23 protein-coding genes are annotated in these 21898 nt (G+C 64.5%); 11 read left to right on the forward strand and 12 right to left on the reverse strand.

Going from position 1 to position 21898, the window contains the following annotated elements; genetic code table 11:
* Window positions 1-37 precede the first annotated feature (37 nt).
* Window positions 38-1177: an MFS transporter gene (locus tag H6718_05975; GenBank protein ID MCB9584924.1), complete on the forward strand. Its 1140-nt coding sequence runs from the start codon at window positions 38-40 to the stop codon at window positions 1175-1177.
* Here H6718_05975 and H6718_05980 read toward each other — a convergent pair.
* Window positions 1174-1875, reverse strand: a complete 702-nt coding sequence (locus H6718_05980) for a hypothetical protein (protein ID MCB9584925.1) — start codon at window positions 1873-1875, stop codon at window positions 1174-1176. The genes H6718_05975 and H6718_05980 overlap by 4 nt on opposite strands.
* A gap of 403 nt (window positions 1876-2278) precedes the next feature.
* Here H6718_05980 and H6718_05985 point away from each other — a divergent pair, with 403 nt between their 5' ends.
* From H6718_05985 to H6718_06010, 6 genes are all read left to right on the forward strand, one after another.
* Window positions 2279-3841, forward strand: a complete 1563-nt coding sequence (locus H6718_05985; GenBank protein ID MCB9584926.1) for a GNAT family N-acetyltransferase — start codon at window positions 2279-2281, stop codon at window positions 3839-3841.
* Between the two features lie 2 nt (window positions 3842-3843).
* Window positions 3844-4389, forward strand: coding sequence for an SET domain-containing protein (locus tag H6718_05990; GenBank protein MCB9584927.1), 546 nt, complete (start codon window positions 3844-3846; stop codon window positions 4387-4389).
* Between the two features lie 120 nt (window positions 4390-4509).
* On the forward strand, window positions 4510-5172 hold the full coding sequence (locus H6718_05995) for an RNA polymerase sigma factor (GenBank protein MCB9584928.1): 663 nt from the start codon (window positions 4510-4512) through the stop codon (window positions 5170-5172).
* Window positions 5169-5909: a hypothetical protein gene (locus tag H6718_06000; GenBank protein ID MCB9584929.1), complete on the forward strand. Its 741-nt coding sequence runs from the start codon at window positions 5169-5171 to the stop codon at window positions 5907-5909. Before H6718_05995 ends, H6718_06000 begins: the two co-directional genes overlap by 4 nt.
* Complete coding sequence (locus H6718_06005) at window positions 5906-6526, forward strand: hypothetical protein (protein ID MCB9584930.1); 621 nt, start codon at window positions 5906-5908, stop codon at window positions 6524-6526. Before H6718_06000 ends, H6718_06005 begins: the two co-directional genes overlap by 4 nt.
* A gap of 133 nt (window positions 6527-6659) precedes the next feature.
* Window positions 6660-7538 (forward strand): hypothetical protein, encoded by an 879-nt coding sequence (locus H6718_06010; protein ID MCB9584931.1) that lies wholly within the window; start codon window positions 6660-6662, stop codon window positions 7536-7538.
* Here the strand turns inward: H6718_06010 and H6718_06015 are convergent, their stop codons facing one another.
* A complete protein-coding gene (locus H6718_06015; GenBank protein ID MCB9584932.1) occupies window positions 7539-8669 on the reverse strand; it encodes a hypothetical protein in 1131 nt (376 codons plus the stop codon).
* Between the two features lie 135 nt (window positions 8670-8804).
* On the opposite strand from H6718_06015, the gene H6718_06020 reads away from it, so the two are divergent.
* The 3 genes from H6718_06020 (at window position 8805) to H6718_06030 (ending at window position 12052) form a co-directional block, all read left to right on the forward strand.
* A complete protein-coding gene (locus H6718_06020) occupies window positions 8805-10196 on the forward strand; it encodes a hypothetical protein (GenBank protein ID MCB9584933.1) in 1392 nt (463 codons plus the stop codon).
* Between the two features lie 89 nt (window positions 10197-10285).
* Window positions 10286-10771: an NADAR family protein gene (locus tag H6718_06025; GenBank protein ID MCB9584934.1), complete on the forward strand. Its 486-nt coding sequence runs from the start codon at window positions 10286-10288 to the stop codon at window positions 10769-10771.
* Between the two features lie 15 nt (window positions 10772-10786).
* Window positions 10787-12052 (forward strand): DUF1444 family protein, encoded by a 1266-nt coding sequence (locus H6718_06030; GenBank protein ID MCB9584935.1) that lies wholly within the window; start codon window positions 10787-10789, stop codon window positions 12050-12052.
* A 26-nt stretch (window positions 12053-12078) separates the two neighbouring features.
* On the opposite strand, the gene H6718_06035 is transcribed toward H6718_06030, so the two are convergent.
* Window positions 12079-13032, reverse strand: a complete 954-nt coding sequence (locus H6718_06035) for a Ricin and poly(3-hydroxybutyrate) depolymerase fusion (GenBank protein ID MCB9584936.1) — start codon at window positions 13030-13032, stop codon at window positions 12079-12081.
* Window positions 13033-13136: 104 nt separating this feature from the next.
* Window positions 13137-14015 (reverse strand): GTPase domain-containing protein, encoded by an 879-nt coding sequence (locus H6718_06040; protein MCB9584937.1) that lies wholly within the window; start codon window positions 14013-14015, stop codon window positions 13137-13139.
* Window positions 14016-14203: 188 nt separating this feature from the next.
* Here H6718_06040 and H6718_06045 point away from each other — a divergent pair, with 188 nt between their 5' ends.
* Complete coding sequence (locus H6718_06045) at window positions 14204-15280, forward strand: RluA family pseudouridine synthase (GenBank protein MCB9584938.1); 1077 nt, start codon at window positions 14204-14206, stop codon at window positions 15278-15280.
* Here the strand turns inward: H6718_06045 and H6718_06050 are convergent.
* The 8 genes from H6718_06050 to H6718_06085 form a co-directional block, all read right to left on the reverse strand.
* The gene (locus H6718_06050; protein ID MCB9584939.1) at window positions 15258-15704 is read right to left on the reverse strand and encodes an arsenate reductase ArsC; all 447 of its coding nucleotides are present in this window, start codon (window positions 15702-15704) and stop codon (window positions 15258-15260) included. The two genes, H6718_06045 and H6718_06050, sit on opposite strands and share 23 nt — an antisense overlap.
* Window positions 15701-16798, reverse strand: coding sequence for an ACR3 family arsenite efflux transporter (gene arsB / locus H6718_06055; GenBank protein MCB9584940.1), 1098 nt, complete (start codon window positions 16796-16798; stop codon window positions 15701-15703). Before arsB ends, H6718_06050 begins: the two co-directional genes overlap by 4 nt.
* Window positions 16799-16895: 97 nt before the next feature.
* Complete coding sequence (locus H6718_06060; protein MCB9584941.1) at window positions 16896-17180, reverse strand: helix-turn-helix transcriptional regulator; 285 nt, start codon at window positions 17178-17180, stop codon at window positions 16896-16898.
* A gap of 90 nt (window positions 17181-17270) precedes the next feature.
* Window positions 17271-17930, reverse strand: a complete 660-nt coding sequence (locus tag H6718_06065) for a response regulator transcription factor (protein MCB9584942.1) — start codon at window positions 17928-17930, stop codon at window positions 17271-17273.
* On the reverse strand, window positions 17923-19812 hold the full coding sequence (locus H6718_06070; GenBank protein MCB9584943.1) for a response regulator: 1890 nt from the start codon (window positions 19810-19812) through the stop codon (window positions 17923-17925). Before H6718_06070 ends, H6718_06065 begins: the two co-directional genes overlap by 8 nt.
* Window positions 19813-19853: 41 nt before the next feature.
* Complete coding sequence (locus tag H6718_06075; protein MCB9584944.1) at window positions 19854-20825, reverse strand: general secretion pathway protein GspC; 972 nt, start codon at window positions 20823-20825, stop codon at window positions 19854-19856.
* A gap of 229 nt (window positions 20826-21054) precedes the next feature.
* Window positions 21055-21402: a hypothetical protein gene (locus H6718_06080; protein MCB9584945.1), complete on the reverse strand. Its 348-nt coding sequence runs from the start codon at window positions 21400-21402 to the stop codon at window positions 21055-21057.
* A gap of 199 nt (window positions 21403-21601) precedes the next feature.
* The gene (locus H6718_06085; protein ID MCB9584946.1) at window positions 21602-21883 is read right to left on the reverse strand and encodes a hypothetical protein; all 282 of its coding nucleotides are present in this window, start codon (window positions 21881-21883) and stop codon (window positions 21602-21604) included.
* Window positions 21884-21898 lie beyond the last annotated feature (15 nt).

Here is a 21898-nt window from a genome sequence, read left to right on the forward strand (position 1 = left end):
TCCGGTCGCCAGCGCGATACCGGTGGCTAGGCCACGGGTGCTCACGCGTCCGTTCATCTTGCTGCTCATCACGCAGGTGCTGTTTGGCCTCGCGTTTTCGCTGTTTTTCCTGCTTCCGAAGTTCATGACTCGGGTGCTCCACGCGAGCGCGAGCGACATCGGGTTGGCCGCCGGGATTGCCCCGGCAGCTGGTGTGCTCGCCATCCCGTTCGTCGCCTCAGCGGTCGATCGCTTCGGGCGCCGACGCTTGGTGGTTGCCGGTGCTGCGGTGATAGCCGCCACCGCCGTGGGCTTCATGTGGGTGGACCGCGTCGGCCCGCTGCTCTTCGTGTTGCGTGCGTTTCAAGGCTGCGCATTCGCCACAGCCTTCAACGCCGCGGCAACACTCGCCGCGGATCTCGCACCGAAGTCGCGTCTCTCCCAGGCGCTCGGCTGGTTTGGCGTGGCGTTCCTGGCCACCAACTCCGCTGCCCCACTGATCGCCGAGCCCCTCGCTGACGCGATGGGCTGGCCGCTGGTGTTCGGTCTCGCCGCCATCATGGGCTGTTGCGCGTCGGTGTTCGCCACTCGCTTGCCCGAGGGGAGCCAGCACGCCGCGAGAGCCGGCGCCTCGAGCTCGAGCTGGAGTGTGTTGCTGCAGCCGCGGGTGCTCGCGATGTATTTCGGAAGCCTCGTCGCCGGAGTCGGACTTGGCACCGCGTTCACGTTTCACCAGCCGTTTGCGCTGCAGCGTGGCGCGGAACGCGTGGGTGGCTTTTTCCTGGGCTACACAGCGGCAGCCGTTTTCGTGCGGATCTTTCTCGGTAGTCTGCCGGATCGCCTAGGTCGCCTGCGTGTGGGGCGTGTAGCCATCTTGGGCTATGCGGTCGTGGTCGCCTGCATGTCGCAGCTCACGCCGAGCTGGCTCGTGCCCTTTGGCCTCGCGTTCGGCTTCGTCCACGGGATGATGTACCCATCCCTGAACGCCGTCGCCGTGGAGAGCGCCAACGACGCGGAGCGCGGCAAGGTGATGAGCTTCTACAACGGGAGCTTCAACCTAGGTGTCGCGGGCGCTAGCTTCGGTCTGGGCCACGTCGCGGAGTCCAGCGGTTACCCGACGGTGTTTCTGATCACCGCAGGAGTGGTAGTGCTGGCGCTTCCTGTCCTGTTGCTGACCCGTGAGACGCCAGCCGGCTAGCGTTTCCTCGCGGAGAATTTCGCCGCCCGGGGCACTTCACCTGGCTGAGCTGAGCTGGGTTCGTCAGGAAGTTCATCCGGGTCGTCGTAGACTGGCGCGTCCTGCTCGTCGTAGTCACTGTCGCCAGCATCCCCCGGGCCATCGACGGGGACGAGACCGGTGACGTTGCCCTCGATGCTCCACCCCATCAACGCATCGTGTAGCGTCGGATCCACGAACCAGCTCTCCGCCGCTGTGCCGTCGCTGGGCTGCACCATCACCCAGTCGTGGTGGGCAAACGCCGGGTTCGGGAGCTTGATGCCGAACACCCGCGGAGCACTGCTGCGCACCGGACGCGCCCGTGCCTTGAGTTCTCGACCGTCGGCGATGCGATTGAAAATCGCCGTGAAGAGCTGGCTGTATTCCTGATCGTTGGCTTCCCGCTCACCCAAGTCGAATTGGTCACTCGGGCGGTGCTCACGCCCGTAGCGGAGATTCTGACTCGTGAGCTCGAGCGCTAGATCGATGGCCTTGCGGGGGCCATCGATGTTCCGTGAGGCCGCTAGCCGGTCGACCTTGCGCTCCAGGGAGGGAGCAAGCCCTGCAGTCGCCGGCAGCAATTGGTGAGGCCCGCCAAGCCGCAGGCCGTGCCAGCGCACCAAAACAGCACACAGTCCCGCGAAGAATACCGCCCACATCACGCGGCGACGCCAGGCCATGCTTCAGCTCGCTCCTTTCACAGACACGATTCGGCAGTTTGTCAGCGGGCCCCTGGTTCGGGCGAGAAAACAACACCTGGCGATCGAGAGACCGCCCGGCTCTCCGCTCACGTCGAGGTTCGCTCTGCTTACCCTGAGTTGGTCGTGCATGAGCGCGATGCACCAATCTCCGACGAGCTTCAGATGCATGTAGTCGCCGACGCCGACGTCGAACCGGTCACCTGCAACGCTTCAGGTTGCAAGCCAGGCGACGCGTAGGGCTCGAGTGTGCACACGCTGCACGCCTGTGTGCACGGCTTGCACCTTTCCCAGGAATGCAGGGAATCCGTGTGCCTTAGAATGCAATCGCCCCCTCAAACACCCCTTGCATGTGGGAGTGCTTGAGTGATCATTCGCACATCAGATGAGCCCCGGCACGAAAGTGCGCGTCCGCCCATGGCGCGCCGAAGACATTCCTGCGATTACCGAGTGTCATCGTGCGTGCTACGAGGACTACCCCGCCGGAGAGCTATACGATGAGCGGCTCTACCAGCTGCAGTTCGAAGCGTTTCCCGAGGGTCAGTTCCTTGCGGAAATTAATGGCAAGGTGGTGGGCTACGCCACCACGCTGATCGTTCAGCTGGACGGCCTCTCGGAGGACTACACCTATAACGAGCTGACCGGCGCCTCCACCTTCAGCACTCACGACCCCGCCGGCGACACGCTGTACGGGGCCGACATCGCTGTGCACCCGCAGTACCGCGGCCAAGGTATCGCGGCGAAGCTGTACGTGCCGCGTCGCAAGCTGATGAAGCGCTACAACCTGCGGCGCCTCTTGGCCTTCGGGCGCATCCCTGGCTACAGCGACGTCGCTGGCAAGCTCACCGCCGAGCAGTACGTGTCAGAGGTGATGAACGGCAAGCGCAAGGACCCAGCGCTGACCGCGCACCTCAAGGCGGGCTACAAGGTGTTGTCAGTTCGCCTGCGCTACATGTCGGATCCGGCCAGCGTGAACTACTCGACGCTGATCGAGATGGCGAACCCCGACTACGACGCCGCCAAGCGTCGCATCGCGGCGGCCCCCATCGCGCGCGCCTTCCGCAAGGCGCGGGTCTGTGCCGCCCAGTATTTGTTTCGCCGCATCACGAGCTGGGAGGAGTTCGAGACCAACGTCCGCTTCTTCGTGGATGTGGCCTCGGACTACCACTGCCACTTCCTGGTGCTGCCTGAGCTCTTCACGGCGCACCTCTTCGCCACCTTCCCGAAGGAGGTCACCTCCCAGCAGGCGATGTGGCGGGTGGCAGAGATGCATGACCGCTACGTGGAGCTCTTCACCAGCTTGGCCAAGCTGTACCAGCTCTACATCGTCGCCGGCTCCACGCCGGTGGCGCGCGACGGCTTGATGTACAACGTCGCTCACCTCTTCACGCCTTCAGGCAACCACTACACGCAGGACAAACTTCACATCACACCAGGGGAGCGAAAGTACTTCGACATCTCCCCCGGGGAAGGACTCAAGCTCTTTTCGACGCCCTTTGGGCGCATTGGTATTCAGATCTGCTACGACATCGAGTTCCCCGAGGTAACGAGGCTGCTCACCTTCGCAGGTGCCGAAGCCATCTTCGTGCCGTTCAGCACGGACGATCGCAAGGCATACAACAGGGTGCGCTACTCGGCCGCCGCTCGAGCCGTAGAGAACATGGTGTATGTGGCAATTGCGGGCAACGCCGGCAACTTGCCGAGTCAAAACTATTTGATCAACTACGCCCAGAGCGCCGTCCTCACTCCGAGCGACTACGGGTTCCCGCACAACGGTGTCGCAGCCGAAGCGGATCCCAATGTCGAAACGGTGGCGATTGCAGATCTGGACTTTGCCAATCTCGCCCAGGTGCGCGAGCTCGGCTCCGTCCGTCCATTGCATGACCGGAGACCCGATCTCTACGACCTCAAGCCGCGCATCCGGGTAGAGCTGACTCATGTGGAGTGAACATGACCCATGCAACTGCCCCCGTACTCGACGACGACGACCCAGCTAGTGGCTATGTCTCCGCCAAACTACGCGGAGATTGGATTGGCGGAGGCCAACGTGGCGTCTTCGCCGCGGAGGCCTTCGAGGCCGGTGAGCTAGTCGCCGTTTGGGGTGGCAAAATCATGCACCAGAGCCAGCTTGGCCGGCTCGGCTCGTGGCTCAACCGCAGCGTGCAAATCGAGGACGAGCTGTACCTCGTGAGCAACGTGGAGGGGCCCTCCGACTGGATCAACCACAGCTGTGACCCGAACACCTGGCTGTCGGGTCAAATCGCGCTCGTTGCCTCACGGAAAATCTACCCGGGCGAGCAGATTTGCTACGACTACGCCACCACGGACGGCTCGAACTACGACGAGTTCGACTGCCAGTGCGGGGCGGTGACTTGCCGGCACCACGTGAGCGGCGACGACTGGCGCCGCGCAGAACTCCAAGACCGCTACCGCGGGCACTTTTCGCCCTATCTCGAGCGCCGAATCGAAGCGATCAACCCGCGCCGTATGCTCTGAAAGCCGGCGGCCGCCACAAAAGCGATCCGAACCGATCACGGTTCTAGCAAGTACCGGTAACTAGTGTGAGGTGAATCTGATTCACCGAACCCCATGGCCCCCGGACATGAGGGGTGGCACGTGACTGCGACCCCCTCTTCCGGCACCCTTGAGGTGATGCCTTCCCTGAGCGCCCGCGCCGCCTTGGACTCACTGACAGGTGAGCAGCGGACGGGCCTCGGTTCGGGAGCCGACGCCGCATCCCCGAGCTTCGAGGAAATCTACGAGGGCCACGTCGACTACGTGTGGCGCTCGGCACGCCGCATGGGGGTGCGCCCGGCGTCGGTGGACGATGTGGTGCAAGAGGTGTTCTTGGTCGTCCATCGCCGGCTAGGCGAGTTCGAAGGCCGTGCCTCGTTCAAGACGTGGCTCAGCCGCATCTTGGTCAACGTGGTGCAAACCCATTTCCGCACCCGCAAGCGCAAGGCCAAGTACTTCGAAGGCGGCGACATCGATCCGGATGATCTTCACGGATCCATCGAGCGCACACCGGGCCTCGGCCCCGAGCTCCTCACCCAGCAGAAGCAAGCGAACCGCGTGCTCCACGAGCTCCTCGGGCAGCTCGACGAAGAGAAACGGATGGCGTTCGTGCTGGTCGAGCTAGAGGAGCTCTCGGTCGTGGAAGCGGCCGAGACCCTCGAGGTCAACGTCAACACGCTACATTCGCGGCTGCGCGCCGCGCGCAAGGCCTTCTCAGAGGCGGCGGCACGCTTTCGAGCGTCAGAGGGGTGGGCAAAGCCATGACCGAACTCGACTCATGGTCCAAGGACTTGATCCTCGCGGCAAAGGGTGCGGACGACCCGAGCGACGCTCAGCGTGCCCGGCTCAGGGCATCGCTCCTCGCCGCAACGGCGGGCGCCGGCATCGCGGGTGCGGGCATGGCGAGCGCCGGCGTGGCCGGAGGCAGCGCTGCTGGCGTCGCGACCACAACTGCCAAGACGGCGCTGTGGCTGAAGCTCCTGCTGAGCGTGGTGAGCGTGGGAGCAGTTACGGGCATCGGGTACAGCGTCTACAGCGCAGCAACCGCGAATCAGAGTCCACCGCCCGAGGCTCAGGCAACCACAGCGGCACCCGCCTTGCAGCCCGCGCCCAAACCACCTGAACCACCGGTGGAAGCGCTTGCTGCAACCAGCGAGGCGCCCAGCGAAACCGAGGAACCGCCCAAACCTGCAACTGCGGCGCCCAAAGCTGTCGCGCCTGCCAAGAGCGCCGGCAAGCCGGGTCTCGCTGAAGAAGTCGCGTTGATTTCTCGCACGCGGTCCGCCGTGCAGAGCGGCAACGCGGCTGATGCGCAGCGCCTCTTGGCGCAGCATCGGCGTGAGTTTCCTCGAGGATCTCTGAGTCTCGAACGGAGCGGCCTCGAGCTCATCTTGGCGTGTCGCTCAGGCGGCGGAAAGAGCCAAGCCAAGGCCTTCCTGAAGCGCTACGGTAAGACACCTATCGCCGGCTCGGTGCGCTCCGCGTGCGGTATCAGCGAGTGAGACAAAGCGCGCTCCCCTTCACGCTTGCGCTCTGCGCGGCGTGCTCTAGCGGCACCTACTCCATCGGCAGCGATCCCCAAGCGCTGAGCGACGCTGGTGCGGACGTAGCGATCGACGCCGCAAGCGACGCCAAGCCTGACGCGGGCCCCGACTGCGGCGTGGGCCTCCCGCCATGCGCCGCGGGCACCTACTGTGACTTCGCGGACGACGCTTGCGGCGGGATGGCGGCGAGCGGAACCACCCGGGGTGCGTGCCGCGCGGCCCGAGCCAGCTGTGACGCGACTTGCACCACGGTTTGTGGCTGCGACGGGGTCGAGTACTGTAACTCGTGTGTCGCAGAGCAAGCAGGGGTCGACGTCGCGCCCGCTGCCTGGTGCGCAGTCTCGGGCACTCGCTGCGGCGCTTGGCTCGGAAAGGACTGCGGCCCTGACGAGTTCTGCGACTTCGCAGCCATCGACTGCGGCGCGACGGATCCTGGCCGCTGCTTGGGCAGGCCGCTGCAAGAGGACTGCGCCACATCGCCCTGCGGACCGATTTGCGGCTGCGATGGCGTCCAGTACTGCGGCGAGTGCGACTCCCAGGTCGCCGGCTTCGACCGCATGCTCGCCTGCCCGTAGCCTGGGCCCCGCTCTCTGCCTCGCGCTGCTCGCCTGGGGGAGCGCTGCATCGGCCAAGCCGCGCCTCGAACTCAGCTGGCAGGCGCCGAGCAATTGCCCCACGGAAGCTCAAGTCTTGCAACGCGCGCGGCGCATGTTGCGGGGGAGCGAGGCCGACGTATCCGTGAGTGCCAAGGCGCAGGTGTCACGCTCCGGCACTCGCTACGTGGTCAAGCTCGAGACCCACGGCGACACCGGGGACGGTGAGCGCACCCTGTCTGCTGAGAGCTGCGATGCGGCGGCTAGTGCTACGGCGCTGATGCTGGCGCTGGCAGTGGACCCAAACGCACAGCTGAGCGAACCCGGGGAGGCACCTGATGCGCAGCCTGGTGGCGTTGACAAGCCAAAACCTCGGGGAAATGACTCACAAACAGCGCGCCTCCCCCCCAAATCCAAAGCACAGAGAAGATCGACGAAGGCGGGCAGCGACGACACGACGGACGCCAAGCGAGGCTCTGAAGCGTCCACCACACTGGCCGCACGGCTTTTGGTTGGGGGAGAGGCCAGCTGGGGCGTGCTCCCCAAGCTGACGCTCGCGCCGTCTCTAGGTCTAGGCTTAGGCGCTGGGCGATTCGCTCTCGACCTCCAGGGGGCCTATTTCCCTGGGAGTTCAGCGACGCTGAGCGACGGACGGCGGGGCGGCGACTTCTCGCGCTGGGCGCTGAGCGCACGTGGCTTCTACGGTCTCGGCGGCTCGAGCTTCCAAGTGGGCCCAGCGGCGCGTTTCATTGCCACACGGATTCGAGCCACAGGCACAAACGTCTCAAGACCTGGCAGCGCGGAAGCTTGGATCGCCGCCCTGGCGTTTGGCCCCCGCTGCGAGTGGCACCTGGGAAAGCTAGCGCTCGCGCTGGGTGTCGAGAGCGGTGCACCTTTCACCCGCCCGAGCTTCGCCCTGGATGACCTCGGCACCGTGCACACCCCGGCGCGCGTGTTCTTCGCGGCCAATCTCGAGGCGTTCTACACGTTTTAGCTACTGCACGTAGCCCAGACAGAAGCCGCGCAAGCTGCGGTCGAGCATCGCGGTTTGGCTCATCGAACCCAGGCTGCTGCCGCTGAACAAGCGGTCGTTGGATGAGCCGACGAGCACGCTGTCTGCCTGCAGCACGAGCTCCGGAATGTCGCCGTCATGGTGCGTCCAGTTCGTGCCGTCGGTGGTGGATTCGTAGCCGCTATCCGTCGGCACGATCAGCGCTCCATCCACCGCGCTTGGTCGCCCGATCAGGCTGATGTTGAACCCACAAGGCGTCCAGCTACTACCATCGGCGCTGCCGAAGCAGGAGATATCGAAGCCAGAGCCGTTCCAGTTCCTCCCGGTAACGACCCACGCACCAGCGGGGAGATAGGCCACGCCGGAGAGCCCCACGCCGGTCTGGGTGTGATCCGTCCAGCTCGTGCCATCGCTGGAGGTGGCGATCATGCCGCCGTCTCCCACCGCCACGAACTGCCCCCCACCGTAGGCGATGTCCCGGCCCGCCGACGGCAAGCGCTCGCTCGAGTCTTGCCAAACAGTGCCTCCATCATCGGAGTAGATCACGGTCCCCACGCCGCCGACGGCGACCCAGCGCCCACCGCCGTAGGCCACACCGCCCTTCCACTGGGTGCCCGAGGGGTGGAGATCTTCCTGCCAAGTCTTGCCGTCGGTGGAGCGCATCACCATCGAGTTTTGGTCGCCGCCGACGGCAACGAAAGCGCCCCCACCCCAAGCCACATCCCGCAGCAAATCTGGAGAGTGATCGGAACCCGTCTCAGGGTTCTGGGTGATGTCGGTCTGCACACCATCGCTCGTCGCTACTCGATAACCCCAGGAACCGACCCCGACGAACAGCGGAGTCCCGGTCGGCGCCCCCGCGCTCCCGCCGACCCCTTGCCCTGCGGAACCGGAGCCACCTGCTGCGCCTCCAGCTCCCACACCGGCGCTACCTGCGCTCGAAGTACCGCCTGTCGCTCCGGCGCCGCCTTGTCCCGCGCCAGCGCTGCCACCGCTGCCACTGTTACCGGCCGCTCCGCTACTCCCGGCGGATCCAGCAGATCCCCCTGAGGATTCGGAGTCGCTCCCGCAGGCCGTCAGGCTTGGGATCAAGCCGATCGCGACAATGGACATGAGGCTAAACGAATTGCGCAACGACCAAGCGACTCCAAGCGGCATGGCCTCAGCATACCTGACGTAAATCTGAACTTGTGTCACTCCGCGGGCCGATCCGCTCACGGTTCAACACACACTCGGCAACGGTGGGACATGCGCTCTGCCTTTCACACCTGGAAACTCAACTCGTCCTCAAGCGCCGCTTGGGTCGCCCCGAACCCACTTCGTCGATTCTCGTCGCCCGCGTGGCTGGTTTTGCTCGCAGCCACTTCCATCGTCGCGTGTTCGTCGGACACCTCCGGCGGCGGAGGCGCAGGCAGTGCGGGCAGCGGTGGTGAGAGCGCAGGAGGCTCAGCCGGGCTCGGCGGCAGCGCCCCTGGCGGCTCGAGTCAGGGCGGCTCAGCACAGGGCGGCTCGAGTCAGGGCGGCTCAGCACAGGGCGGCTCGAGTCAGGGCGGCAGCGCCGGGTCGGATCCCGGAGGAAGCAACGCAGGCGGTTCCGCCGGCGACCCGAGCGGCGGCGCGGGGGGCACCGGCAACGGCGGCTCCGGAGGTAACCCAGACACGGTGCCCAGTGGCCCGAGCATCGTCTGGGTGCAGGGCCGCCAGCTGCTCGTCAAACATCGCCAACCAAACGGCGACCTCGCCGGCGAAGCCGCGTGGGACATGAAGGGGATCAGCTACAACCCGGTGCCTAAGGGTGAGAATCACGACGGTCAAGGCCGCTACTTCGCGCAGCTGGCCGACCGCGACATCCCGCTGATGAAAGCTGCGGGCATCAACACCATCAAGACCTACGACCCGCCCGAGAAGAACGCCACGGGGTGGGAAGTGCTCGACAAGTACTACAAGGCTGGCATCAAGGTCGCGCTGACCGTGCTCCCGGGCTACGACTCGGACTACGTTTCCGCAGTGAACTACTTCAAGGACCACCCGGCCGTCTTGATGTGGATCGTCGGCAACGAGTGGAACTACAACGCGCTCTACTCGAGCCACTCACAAGCCGAAGTGATGGCGCGCCTGCAACAGGCATCCCAGGCAATCCACAGCCTGGATCCGAACCACCCCGTCGCCACCAATCACGGTGAGGTTCCCAGCGCAGAGACCCTCTCCACGGTGAGCGACCCCGATCTGTGGGCGCTGAACCTCTACCCGCATCTGTCGTTCAGCGATCGCTTCAGCCGCTGGGCGAGCCTCACGAACAAGCCCGTGTTCGTTGGCGAGTACGGTGCAGACGCCTGGAACCGCAACACCAACTCTGAAGATCAGCCCGCCCAGGCGTACGCCTTGGAAGTCCTGACCGATGAGATCCGCGGCCAGCTGAGCGCCCACGACGGCAACAAGGTGGTCATCGGCGGCTGCCCCTATGCGTTCAGCGACGAGTGGTGGAAATCAGGCAATCCCGGCGGGCACGACATGGGTGGCTTCGACAACGGCGGCGTCTACCCCGATGGTCACGCGACGGAGGAGTGGTGGGGCATCGTCGACATCGACGGCAACACTCGCCAAGCCTACGACAGCCTGAAGAACCGCTACACGCAGTGATCTTGGAGCTGCAGTGATCTTGAAGTCGCAGTGACTTTGAAGCCGCAGTGAGTCCTTGCGGGAGCGCAGCTTAGTGTCATGCTTACACGATGTCGCGCTTCACGTTCTTTTGGCAAGCTGAGTCGCCGTTCTCCCAGTGGCACCTCTCACGCTTCGAACTGGACGGTCACGTGTATGTCACCGCCGAGCAGTGGATGATGGCGAGCAAGGCACGCTTGTTCGGCGACGTGGATATCGAGCGCCGCATCCTCGGTACCCAGTCGCCCCGGGAGCAGAAGGCCCTCGGCCGCAAGGTGAGCGGCTTCGTGCCCGAAACGTGGGAAGCCGAGCGTGAAGGCATCGTGTATCGGGGCAACCATGCGAAGTTTACCCAGCATCCCAAGCTGCTCGAGGCGCTGCTCGCTACGCGCGGAACCACCCTCGTAGAAGCGAGCCCACTGGATCAAGTCTGGGGGATCGGCCTGGCCGCAGATCACCCCGATGCGGAAAATCCGGAGCAATGGTGTGGACTCAACTTACTGGGAAAAGTCCTGACGCAGCTCCGCGAGGATCTAATCGCTGAAGGTCGCGGATAGAGTTACCCTCCGTCGATGGGCTTCTTCGATCGCGCCAAACGCGCCTTTTTTGGGGGTGAGGGCACGACGCAAGCGCCCCCAGAAGCCGCAAAGTCACCGGAGCACGCCTTCGCGGAGGAAGTGCTGGGAGTGCTCCTCGCCGATGAACGGGTCGAACGAGCCGAGATAGACCCGGAGGCGATCTTCACCATCCACGTCTGGCTGGTTGGAGCGGCCGATCCGAGTCAGCTGTATCTGCACAACCTGCGCAAGGACAGCCTCGATTGGGATCCCGAACAGCGTCGAGCGACGATCCAGAGCTTCGTCTCTTCGATGACGGAGCACCGCGATTCCGACTGGGAGTCCGCCGACGGCAATCTCGTCCCTGTGCTTCGCACGGCAACATTCGTAGGCTTCGTCGACGCGAAGCTCCTGGCTCGTCCGTTCGCCGGACACGTACTCGAAGTGCTTGCCATCGACCGCCCCAACTCGCTGTCGCTCCTGACGGACGGTGCACTCGAAGACTGGCCGATCACGGTGAACGAGGCCTTTACTGCCGCACGGCAACACCTGGGCGAGTGCTCAATTGACGTCCCCTTGGAGCCCTGGGACGCATCTGCGGCCTACCCGATTTGGGCGGTAGCGACGGGTGACTCCTACGAATCCTCGCGCCTGGCAGCACCGGGTTGGCTCGCCGCACAAAAGGACAAGGTCGAAGGGGAGCCGCTCTGCATCGTTCCCCATCGCGACCTCCTGATCCTCACCGGAGACGCGCACCCAGACGCCGTGGTTCGGCTGTTCGAGACGGCGCTCACCGAATACCGCGCCGCGAGCCGCAGCATCTCCCCGATGGTCTATTGCGCCAATGGCCAGGGAAGAATCCTCGAGTACCTGCCGCGTGCGGATCACGCCGCCTATCCGCTCTTCGAACGCAATGCCGCGCTGTTCGACCTCGCAGAGTACGAAGAGCAGAAGCAAAACCTCGACCATCACTTCGAAGAGCAAGGCAACGACATCTTCGTCGCAAGCTTCAATGTGATGCACAAGAAGGACTCAGGCGCGTACTACTCCTATGCGGTGTGGGCAGAGGACGTCCTCACACTGCTACCCTTCGCAGACTACGTCGCCTTCATGCCACGAGACGACGAGCGGCACTTCTTGGTGCCGTTCGACGACGTTCAAGAGCTCGTGGGCGAGCTGATGGTCGAAGAGCCTGGGATGCTCCCCAGGCGCTGGCGCCTCGAGTCGTTTCCCGAAGGATCCGTACTCGAGGCGCTACGGGAAGCGGCCACAAGGCCGTGATGGCTCAAAGCTCCTGAAGCAGCGCCTTACATCGAGTCGAAGAAGTTCCGTACAGCTTGCCCTGCAAACTCAGGCACCGTGTGGCCGCCGTCGAAGGCACAAAACACCACTGGATCGCTGCAGCCCTCGTACTCGACGCAAGGGCTTGGATCGAAGTGCTTCGTCGTGGTGCCGCAAGCGTTCTCGCTCAGCCAGTGATCGCGGCTCTTCTCGCCGTCAGGGAACACCACCGTCATGTCGCTCTTCCCGTGCACCAGGAGCGCCGGGATGGCGCCGGTGCAGGCTGCTCCGAACCAAGGACCTGAGCCACCGATCGGCGCGATCGCACGCAGCTTGTCGATGCGCGCACAGGTCAAGTTGTTGGTGAACATCGCGCCGTGGCTGAAGCCCGTGCTGAAGATGCGCGACTCGTCGACGCAGTAGTTCGACTTGAGCTCGTCGACCAACGCATCGAAGAACTCGATGTCGCCCTCCCCTTCCTTCATCTGCCAGCCAGCGCTCGAGCTGCGAGAGCTGGGGTAGACGAAGATCGCTGGCTTGCCTGTCGCCTTCTCGAGGCGCAGGTAGTTGTGCGCCGCTTTGCCATCGGCGTTCAGGCCGTGGAAGCCGAAGATCACCGGGTAGGGAGAGTCCGCATCGTAGTCGTCGGGGACTGAGAGTACGAAGTCGCGGGTCTCACCCCCGACCTCAATCGTTGCATCTTCATTCACCCCGGTTGGGCTCTGCTTGCCGCAGCCAACGCTGCCGGAAGTTTGCCCCGCGGATCCGCCGCTCGCGCCGCTCCCTCCGCTAGCCCCGCCAGTGCTGCTGCCGCCGCTCGCGCTGCTGCCACCGCTTGCGCTGCTGCCGCCGCTTGCGCTGCTGCCGCCGCTTGCGCCGCTGCCCGCCGTTCCTCCGCCCGCTCCGTCAGAGTCCGAGCCGCACGCGACGAGCAAGAGACCACCCGCGACACCCAGCGCCCACCAGCCGTAGCTCCTCATGGCACTCAGTGTAAGCTGGAAGACATCTCATATGGAAACGGAGACTGCATTCGCGCCCCAGCAGGTGGGTGTACCTGCTACCGCGGGTTCCGTTTCCAACTGTTTCAACGCTCGCGGGTGCGGGATTTGCGCCGCTTGCGGCGCACCACGGCCGGCTCACCAGCGGGCGCTGGCGCTGGTTCGCTCTTCGGCGCCTTGCTGGCTGCACGCCGCGCCTTGGCTTCCAGGTCGTCCAGGGAGCGCGCGGCGAGGTGCATCTGCAGCGATGCGTCCTCGACGTCGACTTCTTCCGCGTGGATATATAGCTCCTCGACGTCCATCTGCTGTTCGTCGGGCGTGTCTTCGAAGGTGAGCACGTGATCGAACAGCGCGTCTGCGTTGGTGAGTTCCGCTGGGGCCATGCCTGGCTCGGCGGCCAGCGCTTGCAAGCCGATGCGCATGGCGCGCGCCAGGGTTTCCCTCACCCCCTCACCCTTATTGGCTTCCGCAGCGATGATCGGCACGTCGTCGGAGAGGCGCAGCTTCTTGCGCACCTGGTGAGGCTCCATGGCGCCTGGGGTGTCTTGCTTGTTGGCTTGCACGATCACCGGCACCGGCGTGCCGCGGCGTTTGATCGAGCCGCGCAGGCGGGCGAAGGTGCGCATGCTGTCTGGCAGAGAATCCGGCATGCAGTCACACACGAAGACGACCACGTCCGCCATCTCAACCAGCGGGCGCCGGCGATAGTTGCGCTCGATCTGCCCGGGCACCGTGATCAGGTGGAACTTCACCTCGACGGACGTGATGGGCGGCCCTTTGACCTCCATCCAGTCGAAGAACATCGTGCGCCCCTTGAGCTCGGCGGGCGTGTAGAGCTCGCTACGCTTGGTGGCAGGCAACAGCGCGCAGACTTGCTGCAAGTTCGTGGTCTTCCCGGCGAAGCCGGGGCCGTCATAGACGATACGAACGATGTGGCAGCCTTGCTCCGCGTCGAACGTGGGCATGTATTGCGGCTACCGCCAAAGCGAGTGGGTGTGAAGCGCTTACTTCGCCGCGTGAAGCTCTGGCGCAGAACACCGCAGCTTTGCACCCATCCTAGACTGGCACGCTTCGCGCTTGACACACGGAATGACCCGAACGCCAGCTCGCACGCGCCTATTGCCAAGCGCGCGGAATGTTGTAATGGGCCGCTGTGTCGTCGGCGTTCCATGACGTGCGTTTCGAAGTCGCGTTGCCCGCAGCGGTGAGCGGCGAAGCAGGTGCGCCTCCGCGTCGCCGCCAGACTCCCGGGGCCAAGGGCAAGCGGCGGCCGTATGTGCGGCCGGGTGAAGCGCCGCCGCCGCGCGAGTTACGCCTCGACCAGGCGGTCCGAGCCCATTTCCCCGAGGCAAGCTGGTCGAGTGTCCGTGAGCTGATCAAGACCGCAAAGGTGCGCGTGGATGACCACGTCGAGCTGGACCCAGGCCACCCGGTACGGCCGGGGCAAACGGTGGAGCTCAAGCTCAACGCGCCGCGCCCAAGCAAGGCGAAGTTGCCCGAATCGGCGCTGGTGTTCCTCGACAACGACCTGGTGGTGGTCGAAAAACCCGCCGGCATCGCCAGCGTGCCGTACGAAGGCGACGACGCGAAGCCGAACAAGAACGAGCCGAGCGCGCTCAATGAGCTGGTGAGGGACACCATCCTGCGCTCCAAGCAGGCTATTGCCCAGCGCGGCCCAAAGACGCCGCTTGGAGTGGTGCAGCGCCTCGACAAGGAGACGAGCGGCCTCATCGTGTTTGCGCGCAGCACTCGCGCGAAGAAGCACCTGCAGCAACAGCTGCGCGTACACAGCGTGCATCGTCGCTACCTCGCGCTGGTTCAAGGCGATGCGCCTTCTGGTACCCTGCACTCGCGCCTGGTGCAGAACCGCGGCGACGGCAAGCGCGGCTCGACTGAACGCGAAGACCTAGGGCGAGAGGCGATCACCCACGTGCGTGTGGTGGAGCGCTTCGGGGTCGCCACGCTGGTGGAGTGCCAGCTCGAGACGGGGCGCACGCACCAGATCCGCATCCACCTAGCCGAAGCGGGACACTCGCTACTCGGAGAGCGCGTGTACGCGCCACGGGACGAGCAGCTCCTGCCGGCACCTCGGGTGATGCTCCACGCGGCGGAGCTTGGCTTCGAGCACCCCGTCACGGGGAGGCAGCTGATGTTCGAGAGCCAGCTGCCCGAAGACTTCAATCAGCAACTGCGGGAGCTCCGGCGCATCACTCGTGAGTCGCGTCTTTGAGCCCGGCGCTCCACACCTCGAGCTTCTGCCAGATCTTGTCGCGAGCCGCGCGGAAACGGCTGAGCATCTGCTCCCGAGGTAACGCTTGGTCGGTCGCTGGGTCTTCGATAGGCCAGTGCAAGCGCTGAGCCTGGGTCAAGAACACCGGGCAAACCTCTTCAGCGCAGAGCGTGATCACGCTGTGCACTCCTTCGGGGTCGATGTCCTCGACCGACTTCGAGTACTGGTCGCTGATCGAGATCCCTAGCTCACCCATCACCTCGATGGCGTAGGGGTTCAGGCGTGATGGCGCGCTGCCTGCGCTCTGTACGGTGAAGCGACCGCGCAAGAGCTGGCGGGCCAGCCCTTCTGCCATCTGGCTCCGTGCGGAATTAGCAACACAGAGAAACAGAATCCTCTGATTTGAGTTCGTGGGTGAGGTCATACGCTCGCATCCTTGGGTCCGAGCGAGCCCCCCTCGCTCATGCTTGATTCCACCATAGCTCGCTCGGGGAAGAAACGCCGCTTGGCCCACAAAGCGACGTTCACGAGCCCAATCAAGACGGGCACTTCCACCAATGGACCAATCACCGCGGCAAACGCCGCGCCACTGTGAATGCCAAAGCTCGCGATGGCGACCGCGATGGCCAGTTCGAAGTTGTTGGAGGCCGCGGTGAACGAGAGCGTCGCTGCCTCTTCGTACGTCGCGCCGACCCGCCGACTCATGAAGAGGGAGATCCCGAACATCACGAGGAAGTAGATGAGCAGCGGCGCGGCGATGCGCAGCACGTCGAGGGGTAGCTGCACGATGGCTTCGCCCTTCAACGAGAACATCACCACGATCGTGAACAGCAACGAGACCAGCGTGATCGGACCAATCCGTGGCACGAAGTGTCCTTCGTACCAATCGCGTCCCTTCGCGCGCACCAAGAGCTTGCGCGTCACAAAGCCCGCAGCGAACGGCACGCCGAGGTAGATGGCAACGCTCTGCGCGATCTCGCCGATCGTGATGTTCACGACGGCGCTCTTCAGGCCGAGCCAACCTGGCAGCAACGTGGCGAAGAAGTAGGCGTAGATCGAGAAGAACAGCACCTGGAAGATCGAGTTGAACGCGACGAGCCCAGCGCAGTACTCGCGGTCGCCCTTCGCAAGGTCGTTCCACACGATCACCATCGCGATGCAGCGGGCGAGGCCGATCAAGATCAGCCCGAGCATGTACTCGGGCTTGTCCCGCAAGAAGACGATCGCCAGAGCGAACATCAAGAGCGGCCCGAGGACCCAGTTTTGAATCAACGACAGCCCGAGCACGCGCTTGTTCTTGAAGACGCGGCCAAGCTCCTCGTAGCGCACCTTCGCGAGGGGCGGATACATCATCAAGATCAGGCCGACAGCGATGGGGATCGACGTCGAGCCGATGCTCAAGCCATTCATTGCCGCGGTGAAACCCGGCACCCAAAAGCCGAGCGCGATACCGAGCCCCATCGCGAGGAAGATCCACAGCGTGAGGTAGCGATCGAGGAAGGAGAGTCTGCTGAGCATGTTATTTCCAAGAATCTCGAAATAGAAGACCTGACAAATCCTGCGAGGGCCGCGTGGCGCTCCCTCACCCCCCGATCAAGCAACGGCTAGCGCCGCATCAGCAGCACTTGCTCTTGCCGCCGCGACGGCAGCAGTCCTCCCACAAGTAGTCGGTGAGGCCGCGGAGTACGTCGTAGTCCGCCGTGTAGTAGAGAAAGGTGCCTTCGCTGCGAGCAAGCAGCAGCGATGCTTCCGACAGGCGCTTGAGGTGATGGCTCAAGGTGGAGGCGGGCAAGTCGACGTAGCCTTGGATGTCGCCGGCGGCGGCGCCTTCGACGCCAGCTTGCACCACGTAGCGCAGGATTTTCAGGCGCACTGGGTGGCCCAAGGCGCTGAGCTGCATCGCGTGTCGCTCGAGATCGTCCACGAGGCTATTTCTAATATTTTCGAAATAGCGGTGCAAGCAACAGCGCCGTGACGCTGCCGAGCCGGCTCAGTCGCCTTCGTCGCTGATCAGGCCTTGCTTCACCGCGAAGCGCACCAGCTCGGCGTTGGAAGCGACGTTGAGCTTACGCTTCAGGCTCTTCAGGTGAGAGCTCACCGTGGAGGGCGCGATGTTGAGCGAGGTGGCGATCTCCGTGGTGCGCTCCCCCGCGGCAAAGCGACGCAGCACCATCAGCTCACGCTCGGAGAGCTCTTGCAGCGGATCCAGGGAGCCATCGGGCCCCGCCTCGAGCAACAGCTGCGCCAGGGCGCCCGACATGTACTTGCCCTCTTTGGCGATGGTGCGCATCGCCATCAAGAGCTCATCCAAGGAGCGACTCTTGGTCACGTACCCGTCAGCGCCAGCCAGCAGCAGACGGATCGCGCCGGGGCCTTCGGGTTGCGCCGTGTAGATCAGCACTTTTCCCCGCGGATTCTTCTCACGCAGAGCCGAGAGCAGCTGCAGGTCATTCGCGCCCGAGAGAGCCAAGTCGAGCACCAGCAGGTCCCAGGCGCCGGGGGTGCATTGCTGCAATAGCTCCGAAGCGGTATCCGTCGCGCCAACCACCGCGAAGTCCGTCTGATGACCGAGGAGCGCTAGCAGGCCTTGGCGCACCACCGCGTGATCGTCCGCGACGTAAACCCTCAAGACTGGCGCCGACTCAGCCATGCGCCGGGTCTATACCAGAACCGGCGTCTTGAGCAGCCTCATCCTCCTTTTGGCCCGGGTCCGCGGCGTTCCTGGCGGTTTGGGCAAGTCGGGAGAGCAGGCGATCGACCTGAATTGGCTTGTGGATGATGGGCAAACCACGACGGTATGCGTCGAGGAGCACCGTCGGCGCGGTATCCCCGGTGACGATCAGCGCTTCGAGGTACTCCGTCGACTCCCCGTCGGGGTCGCGCACGCTGCGCAGCTTCTCCACCAGATCGATGCCATCCATTTCCCCAGGGAGTCGCAAGTCGCAGACCACCCAGTCCAGAGGCTGCTCAGCCAGCTTCAGCGCCTGCTCGGCGTCCGCGGCGACGTACACCTGGGCACCGTGGCTGGACAACAGCGCGTCCATGGCCTGCCGCGCGTGGACATCGTCGTCGACCACCAGCACCCGCAGTCCGTTCAGCTCCACCCGCGCCCTGGCGGTCGCCGTCTCGTGCGTGCGCTCAGCGCGAGCGCGCGGCACCTTCAGCCCGAAGTAAGAGCCCTTGCCGGGCACCGATTGCACTTCGAGCTCGTGGTGCAGGAGCCCGGCGAAGCGCTGCACGATGGCGAGCCCAAGGCCCAACCCGCGCTCGGGGTTGCGCTCCGGGTTACCGAGCTGATGGAACTCACGAAAGATCGCCTCGCGTTCGGACTCCGGGATCCCTGCCCCGGTGTCCCAAACTCCGACCCGCACGTACTGCCCATCCACGCGGCAACCGACGAGGATGCCGCCGTGCTGGGTGTAGCGGATCGCGTTCGAGATCAGGTTGCGCAAGATGGTCGTGAGCAGCTCCGGATCGCTCCTCACCCACAGCGCGCGTTCTTTCACGCGGAAACGCAAACCCTTCTGCTCAGCGACGGCGCGCCACTCGACATCCATGGTGTGGAGCAGGCGCTGCAAGTCGAGGGACGCAGGTCGCGCGCGGATCACCCCCGCGTCAGCCCGGGACAAATCGAGCAACGAGTCGAGCAGGCCGGCCAGAGAGTTCGTAGCCTCCTCGAGCTGACCGACGATGCGCGCTCGTTGAGCCTCGTCCGGCCCGGACTTGAGCGCCCCTAAAAACAAGCGAATGGCGTGGAGCGGCTGTCGCAAGTCGTGGCTCGCCGCAGCGATGAACTGCGTCTTGGCAGCGCCGGCCTCTTCCGCGATGCGCTTCTCAACCTTCACTCGCTCGAGCAACTGTTGGTTCTGAAAACGAATGGCGACGCTCTGGCGCAACATCGCGTGGTAGCGCCGGATGAAGCCGACCAGCGCCAGGATGTAGAGCAGCGCCGTCAACGCTTGGAGACGCAGCGCTGTGGGCCCTTCCCACAGGATGCGCCCGAACCAGGGGAGCGTGAGCGTCGCCACGAACGCAAACAGCGCCCTGGGGTAAGGCCCGAGCGCGAGGATGGCGCCGTTCACGGTCGCGCCAACCAGCAGCACCGCAACGTAGATCACGCGCGGGTCATCGAACTGCAAGAGCCCCGCGGAGGAGCCCCAAGCCAGGCCAAACGCCGCCGCCTGCCAGAGGAAGTACTGCCGAAACGGCGGAGCCTCACCGTGCTGAGCGCTCAGCTTCCAGCGGTTCCTTGCGGTAATGATCGGAATGCGACTCACCCCGACGAGCCACACGATACCGACCCAGAGCAGCGCTTCGACATGGCGGAAGGCCGCGAACACAGCACCGCCCAACACCAAACAGGCGCCCATGCTGGCCAGCACCATGCGCACGCCGTTGGCGAACAGGAGCTCCTCCAGCTCGGCTTGGATGACCGCCTCCGGGACGTCGCTGACCGACTCGCCGGGCCCTTTCTTCACAGGCTGCTCAGCTTGCCGCGCGTCTGCCGAATCAGCCCCGGTCGCTTCGCTCATGCTCCACGGAGCAAGCTCTCACGGGGCCACAGGCTTGGCAACTACTTGATTCGGATGTCGATGGTCACCGGAGAGCCACCGCGCTTCAGCTGCAGCTTGAGGCTGTCCGCGGTGCGCAGGCGAGCGTAAGCCTGCAGCGCAACCTCTGGGCTGCTCAGGTCGAAGCCGTTGATGCTCTCCAGTTGATCGCCGCTCTTCATCCCCAGAGTGCCGAGCAGCGTATCCGGACGGATACCGGTCATCTGGATGCCGGCGCCCTTGCCACCGCCCATCGGGGCGATGCGCACGGAGCCCATTAGCACACTCTGTTCGGCGATCACCTTATCGACCACGCTGCGGTCGACTTCGAACTCTGTCTCGGAAATCTTGCGGATCTCGTCAGCGATGTCTTTCGGCAGCGTCCCCTTACTGGGCCGCCCCAACTTCGGAGCCGCACTCTCCCGCGGCGCTGCAGCTGGCGCATCGGGCTGACCAAACAACGTGACCTGGCAGAGCGTGCTGCCGGAATCGAGCCACACCGCGGGAGTCTTCTTGAGTGGGTTCTGGCCGATGTACGCAATCGTCAGATCGCCCACGCGCTCGCCGACACGGCGCATCGCCGGCACCGGATCGCTTGCCTCGCGGATCGCCGCGAGGGACCACAACGGATCCGGCGACTCCGAGACGATGGACACCGTCAGCCCACTGCAAGCAGGCGCCTCGAGGGGACTGACCGGCCCCGCCGCACTATCCACGACCTCCGGCTCTTCCTCTCCCCCACCAAGCAACGGCCCCGTCACCGAGTCGAAGGCATTCCGCGCCAAGATGGGGTCCGCACTTGCCAACTTGGCATCGGCACCTTCATTCGCCTTGGCCGCGTTCGGAGGTAGCGCGCTCAGCGCCTGGGCATCGACCCCAAACAGCCAGCTGCCAATCAGCGCCGAGCCCCCAGCCGCTTGCAAGTACGCCGCGACGCTGAGCAAGCCGAGCACCACGCCCGTAAAGTACTTCTTCAGCCACTTGTCCGCGTTCATGCTGTGTATCCCTGGGGTAATCTGACGGCAGGTCTGTGAAGGCGGAGCGCAGGATCTAGCTGGAGACACAGCCTAGCACTCACATGCCCCTCGAGTGGCCTTCGTTACGCCGTGTGCCTCCTGGCGGTGCCTGCTTGCTCGCAACTGCGAGCGGCGTGCCAAGCCAGTGTGCGGCGGTTTTCGGCTTGTTTTTGGGGGAGGGAGCGCCCGGGAGGTGGCGCGTGGTTTGTCAGGTTGGCGAAGACGGCGAGCCACGACCTGGAAGAAGACAGTCGACCGCCGCTTCGACATCCACGTGGCGCCCTTCTGCTGAAAACCGGACGCCCTTCAAGGTCAGCAGCTCACGCCATCGGCAGCGTTCAGGCGGTGATTCCAATTTCGCCCATGGCGGCGGCGAAGCAGCGAGCTCGTACAGCTCGACGGGTTGGACCGTGGCGGAGTGGCCGAAGGTCCAATCAAAGGCGAACACGCCTTGCCTGGCAAAGTCTTCCCAGTCGCGCCCCGAGTTTTGCGCCGATGGGATGACCAGCTCATCCTCGCGGAATCGCAAGGGCAAACGAGAGACGATTTCGTGCACGGCGTCCTTCTGTGCTTCGGAAAGTCGCAACCACGGCACCGGAATGGGACCATATCCATTCGAAGTGAACGCTCCAATGGCTCCATCGACGTCGAAGGCATACCAAGTGACGTCGTCCGCGTAGGGATAGACAGGAACGGTGGGATGACTCACTCAACCTCGAAGACCACTTCTCACGCCTGACTGGCCCGACCATCGTTCACTCCACCTCGTCATCGACGAAGTGATAGTGGGGCATCGCACCCGAGCTGAAGCCCTGTATGAAGTGACCCGTTTGATGTTGGGGGCCCTTCACCCGAAACATCTCGTTCCGGATCGCCCAGTCGTACGCGCTCTCGTCAAGCGGGTACTGAGTCAGCGTGCCGCGTACTCCCGTGCGCTCGATCCACTCTCTGGCCTTCTCTTCGGTGCTGAAGATCGCCGCCGGGAACTGCGCTCGGACCCCGTTGAAGACCCACACGGTAGGCACATCGTATTCCATTTGCACATCCTGAGA

Source organism: Polyangiaceae bacterium (assembly GCA_020633205.1).
Classification (GTDB): Bacteria; Myxococcota_A; Polyangia; order Polyangiales; family Polyangiaceae; genus JAHBVY01.

Coding starts and splice junctions, on each gene's coding strand:
- H6718_05980 (MCB9584925.1), bottom strand. CDS start 1,875: ATGGCCTGGCGTCGCCGCGTGATGTGGGCGGTATTCTTCGCGGGACTG.
- H6718_06030 (MCB9584935.1), top strand. CDS start 10,787: ATGGGCTTCTTCGATCGCGCCAAACGCGCCTTTTTTGGGGGTGAGGGC.
- H6718_06025 (MCB9584934.1), top strand. CDS start 10,286: ATGTCGCGCTTCACGTTCTTTTGGCAAGCTGAGTCGCCGTTCTCCCAG.
- H6718_06085 (MCB9584946.1), bottom strand. CDS start 21,883: ATGGAATACGATGTGCCTACCGTGTGGGTCTTCAACGGGGTCCGAGCG.
- H6718_06070 (MCB9584943.1), bottom strand. CDS start 19,812: ATGAGCGAAGCGACCGGGGCTGATTCGGCAGACGCGCGGCAAGCTGAG.
- H6718_06065 (MCB9584942.1), bottom strand. CDS start 17,930: ATGGCTGAGTCGGCGCCAGTCTTGAGGGTTTACGTCGCGGACGATCAC.
- H6718_06060 (MCB9584941.1), bottom strand. CDS start 17,180: ATGCAGCTCAGCGCCTTGGGCCACCCAGTGCGCCTGAAAATCCTGCGC.
- arsB (MCB9584940.1), bottom strand. CDS start 16,798: ATGCTCAGCAGACTCTCCTTCCTCGATCGCTACCTCACGCTGTGGATC.
- H6718_06035 (MCB9584936.1), bottom strand. CDS start 13,032: ATGAGGAGCTACGGCTGGTGGGCGCTGGGTGTCGCGGGTGGTCTCTTG.
- H6718_05985 (MCB9584926.1), top strand. CDS start 2,279: ATGAGCCCCGGCACGAAAGTGCGCGTCCGCCCATGGCGCGCCGAAGAC.
- H6718_06015 (MCB9584932.1), bottom strand. CDS start 8,669: ATGTCCATTGTCGCGATCGGCTTGATCCCAAGCCTGACGGCCTGCGGG.
- H6718_06000 (MCB9584929.1), top strand. CDS start 5,169: ATGACCGAACTCGACTCATGGTCCAAGGACTTGATCCTCGCGGCAAAG.
- H6718_06010 (MCB9584931.1), top strand. CDS start 6,660: ATGTTGCGGGGGAGCGAGGCCGACGTATCCGTGAGTGCCAAGGCGCAG.
- H6718_06020 (MCB9584933.1), top strand. CDS start 8,805: ATGCGCTCTGCCTTTCACACCTGGAAACTCAACTCGTCCTCAAGCGCC.
- H6718_06050 (MCB9584939.1), bottom strand. CDS start 15,704: ATGACCTCACCCACGAACTCAAATCAGAGGATTCTGTTTCTCTGTGTT.
- H6718_05990 (MCB9584927.1), top strand. CDS start 3,844: ATGACCCATGCAACTGCCCCCGTACTCGACGACGACGACCCAGCTAGT.
- H6718_06040 (MCB9584937.1), bottom strand. CDS start 14,015: ATGCCCACGTTCGACGCGGAGCAAGGCTGCCACATCGTTCGTATCGTC.
- H6718_06075 (MCB9584944.1), bottom strand. CDS start 20,825: ATGAACGCGGACAAGTGGCTGAAGAAGTACTTTACGGGCGTGGTGCTC.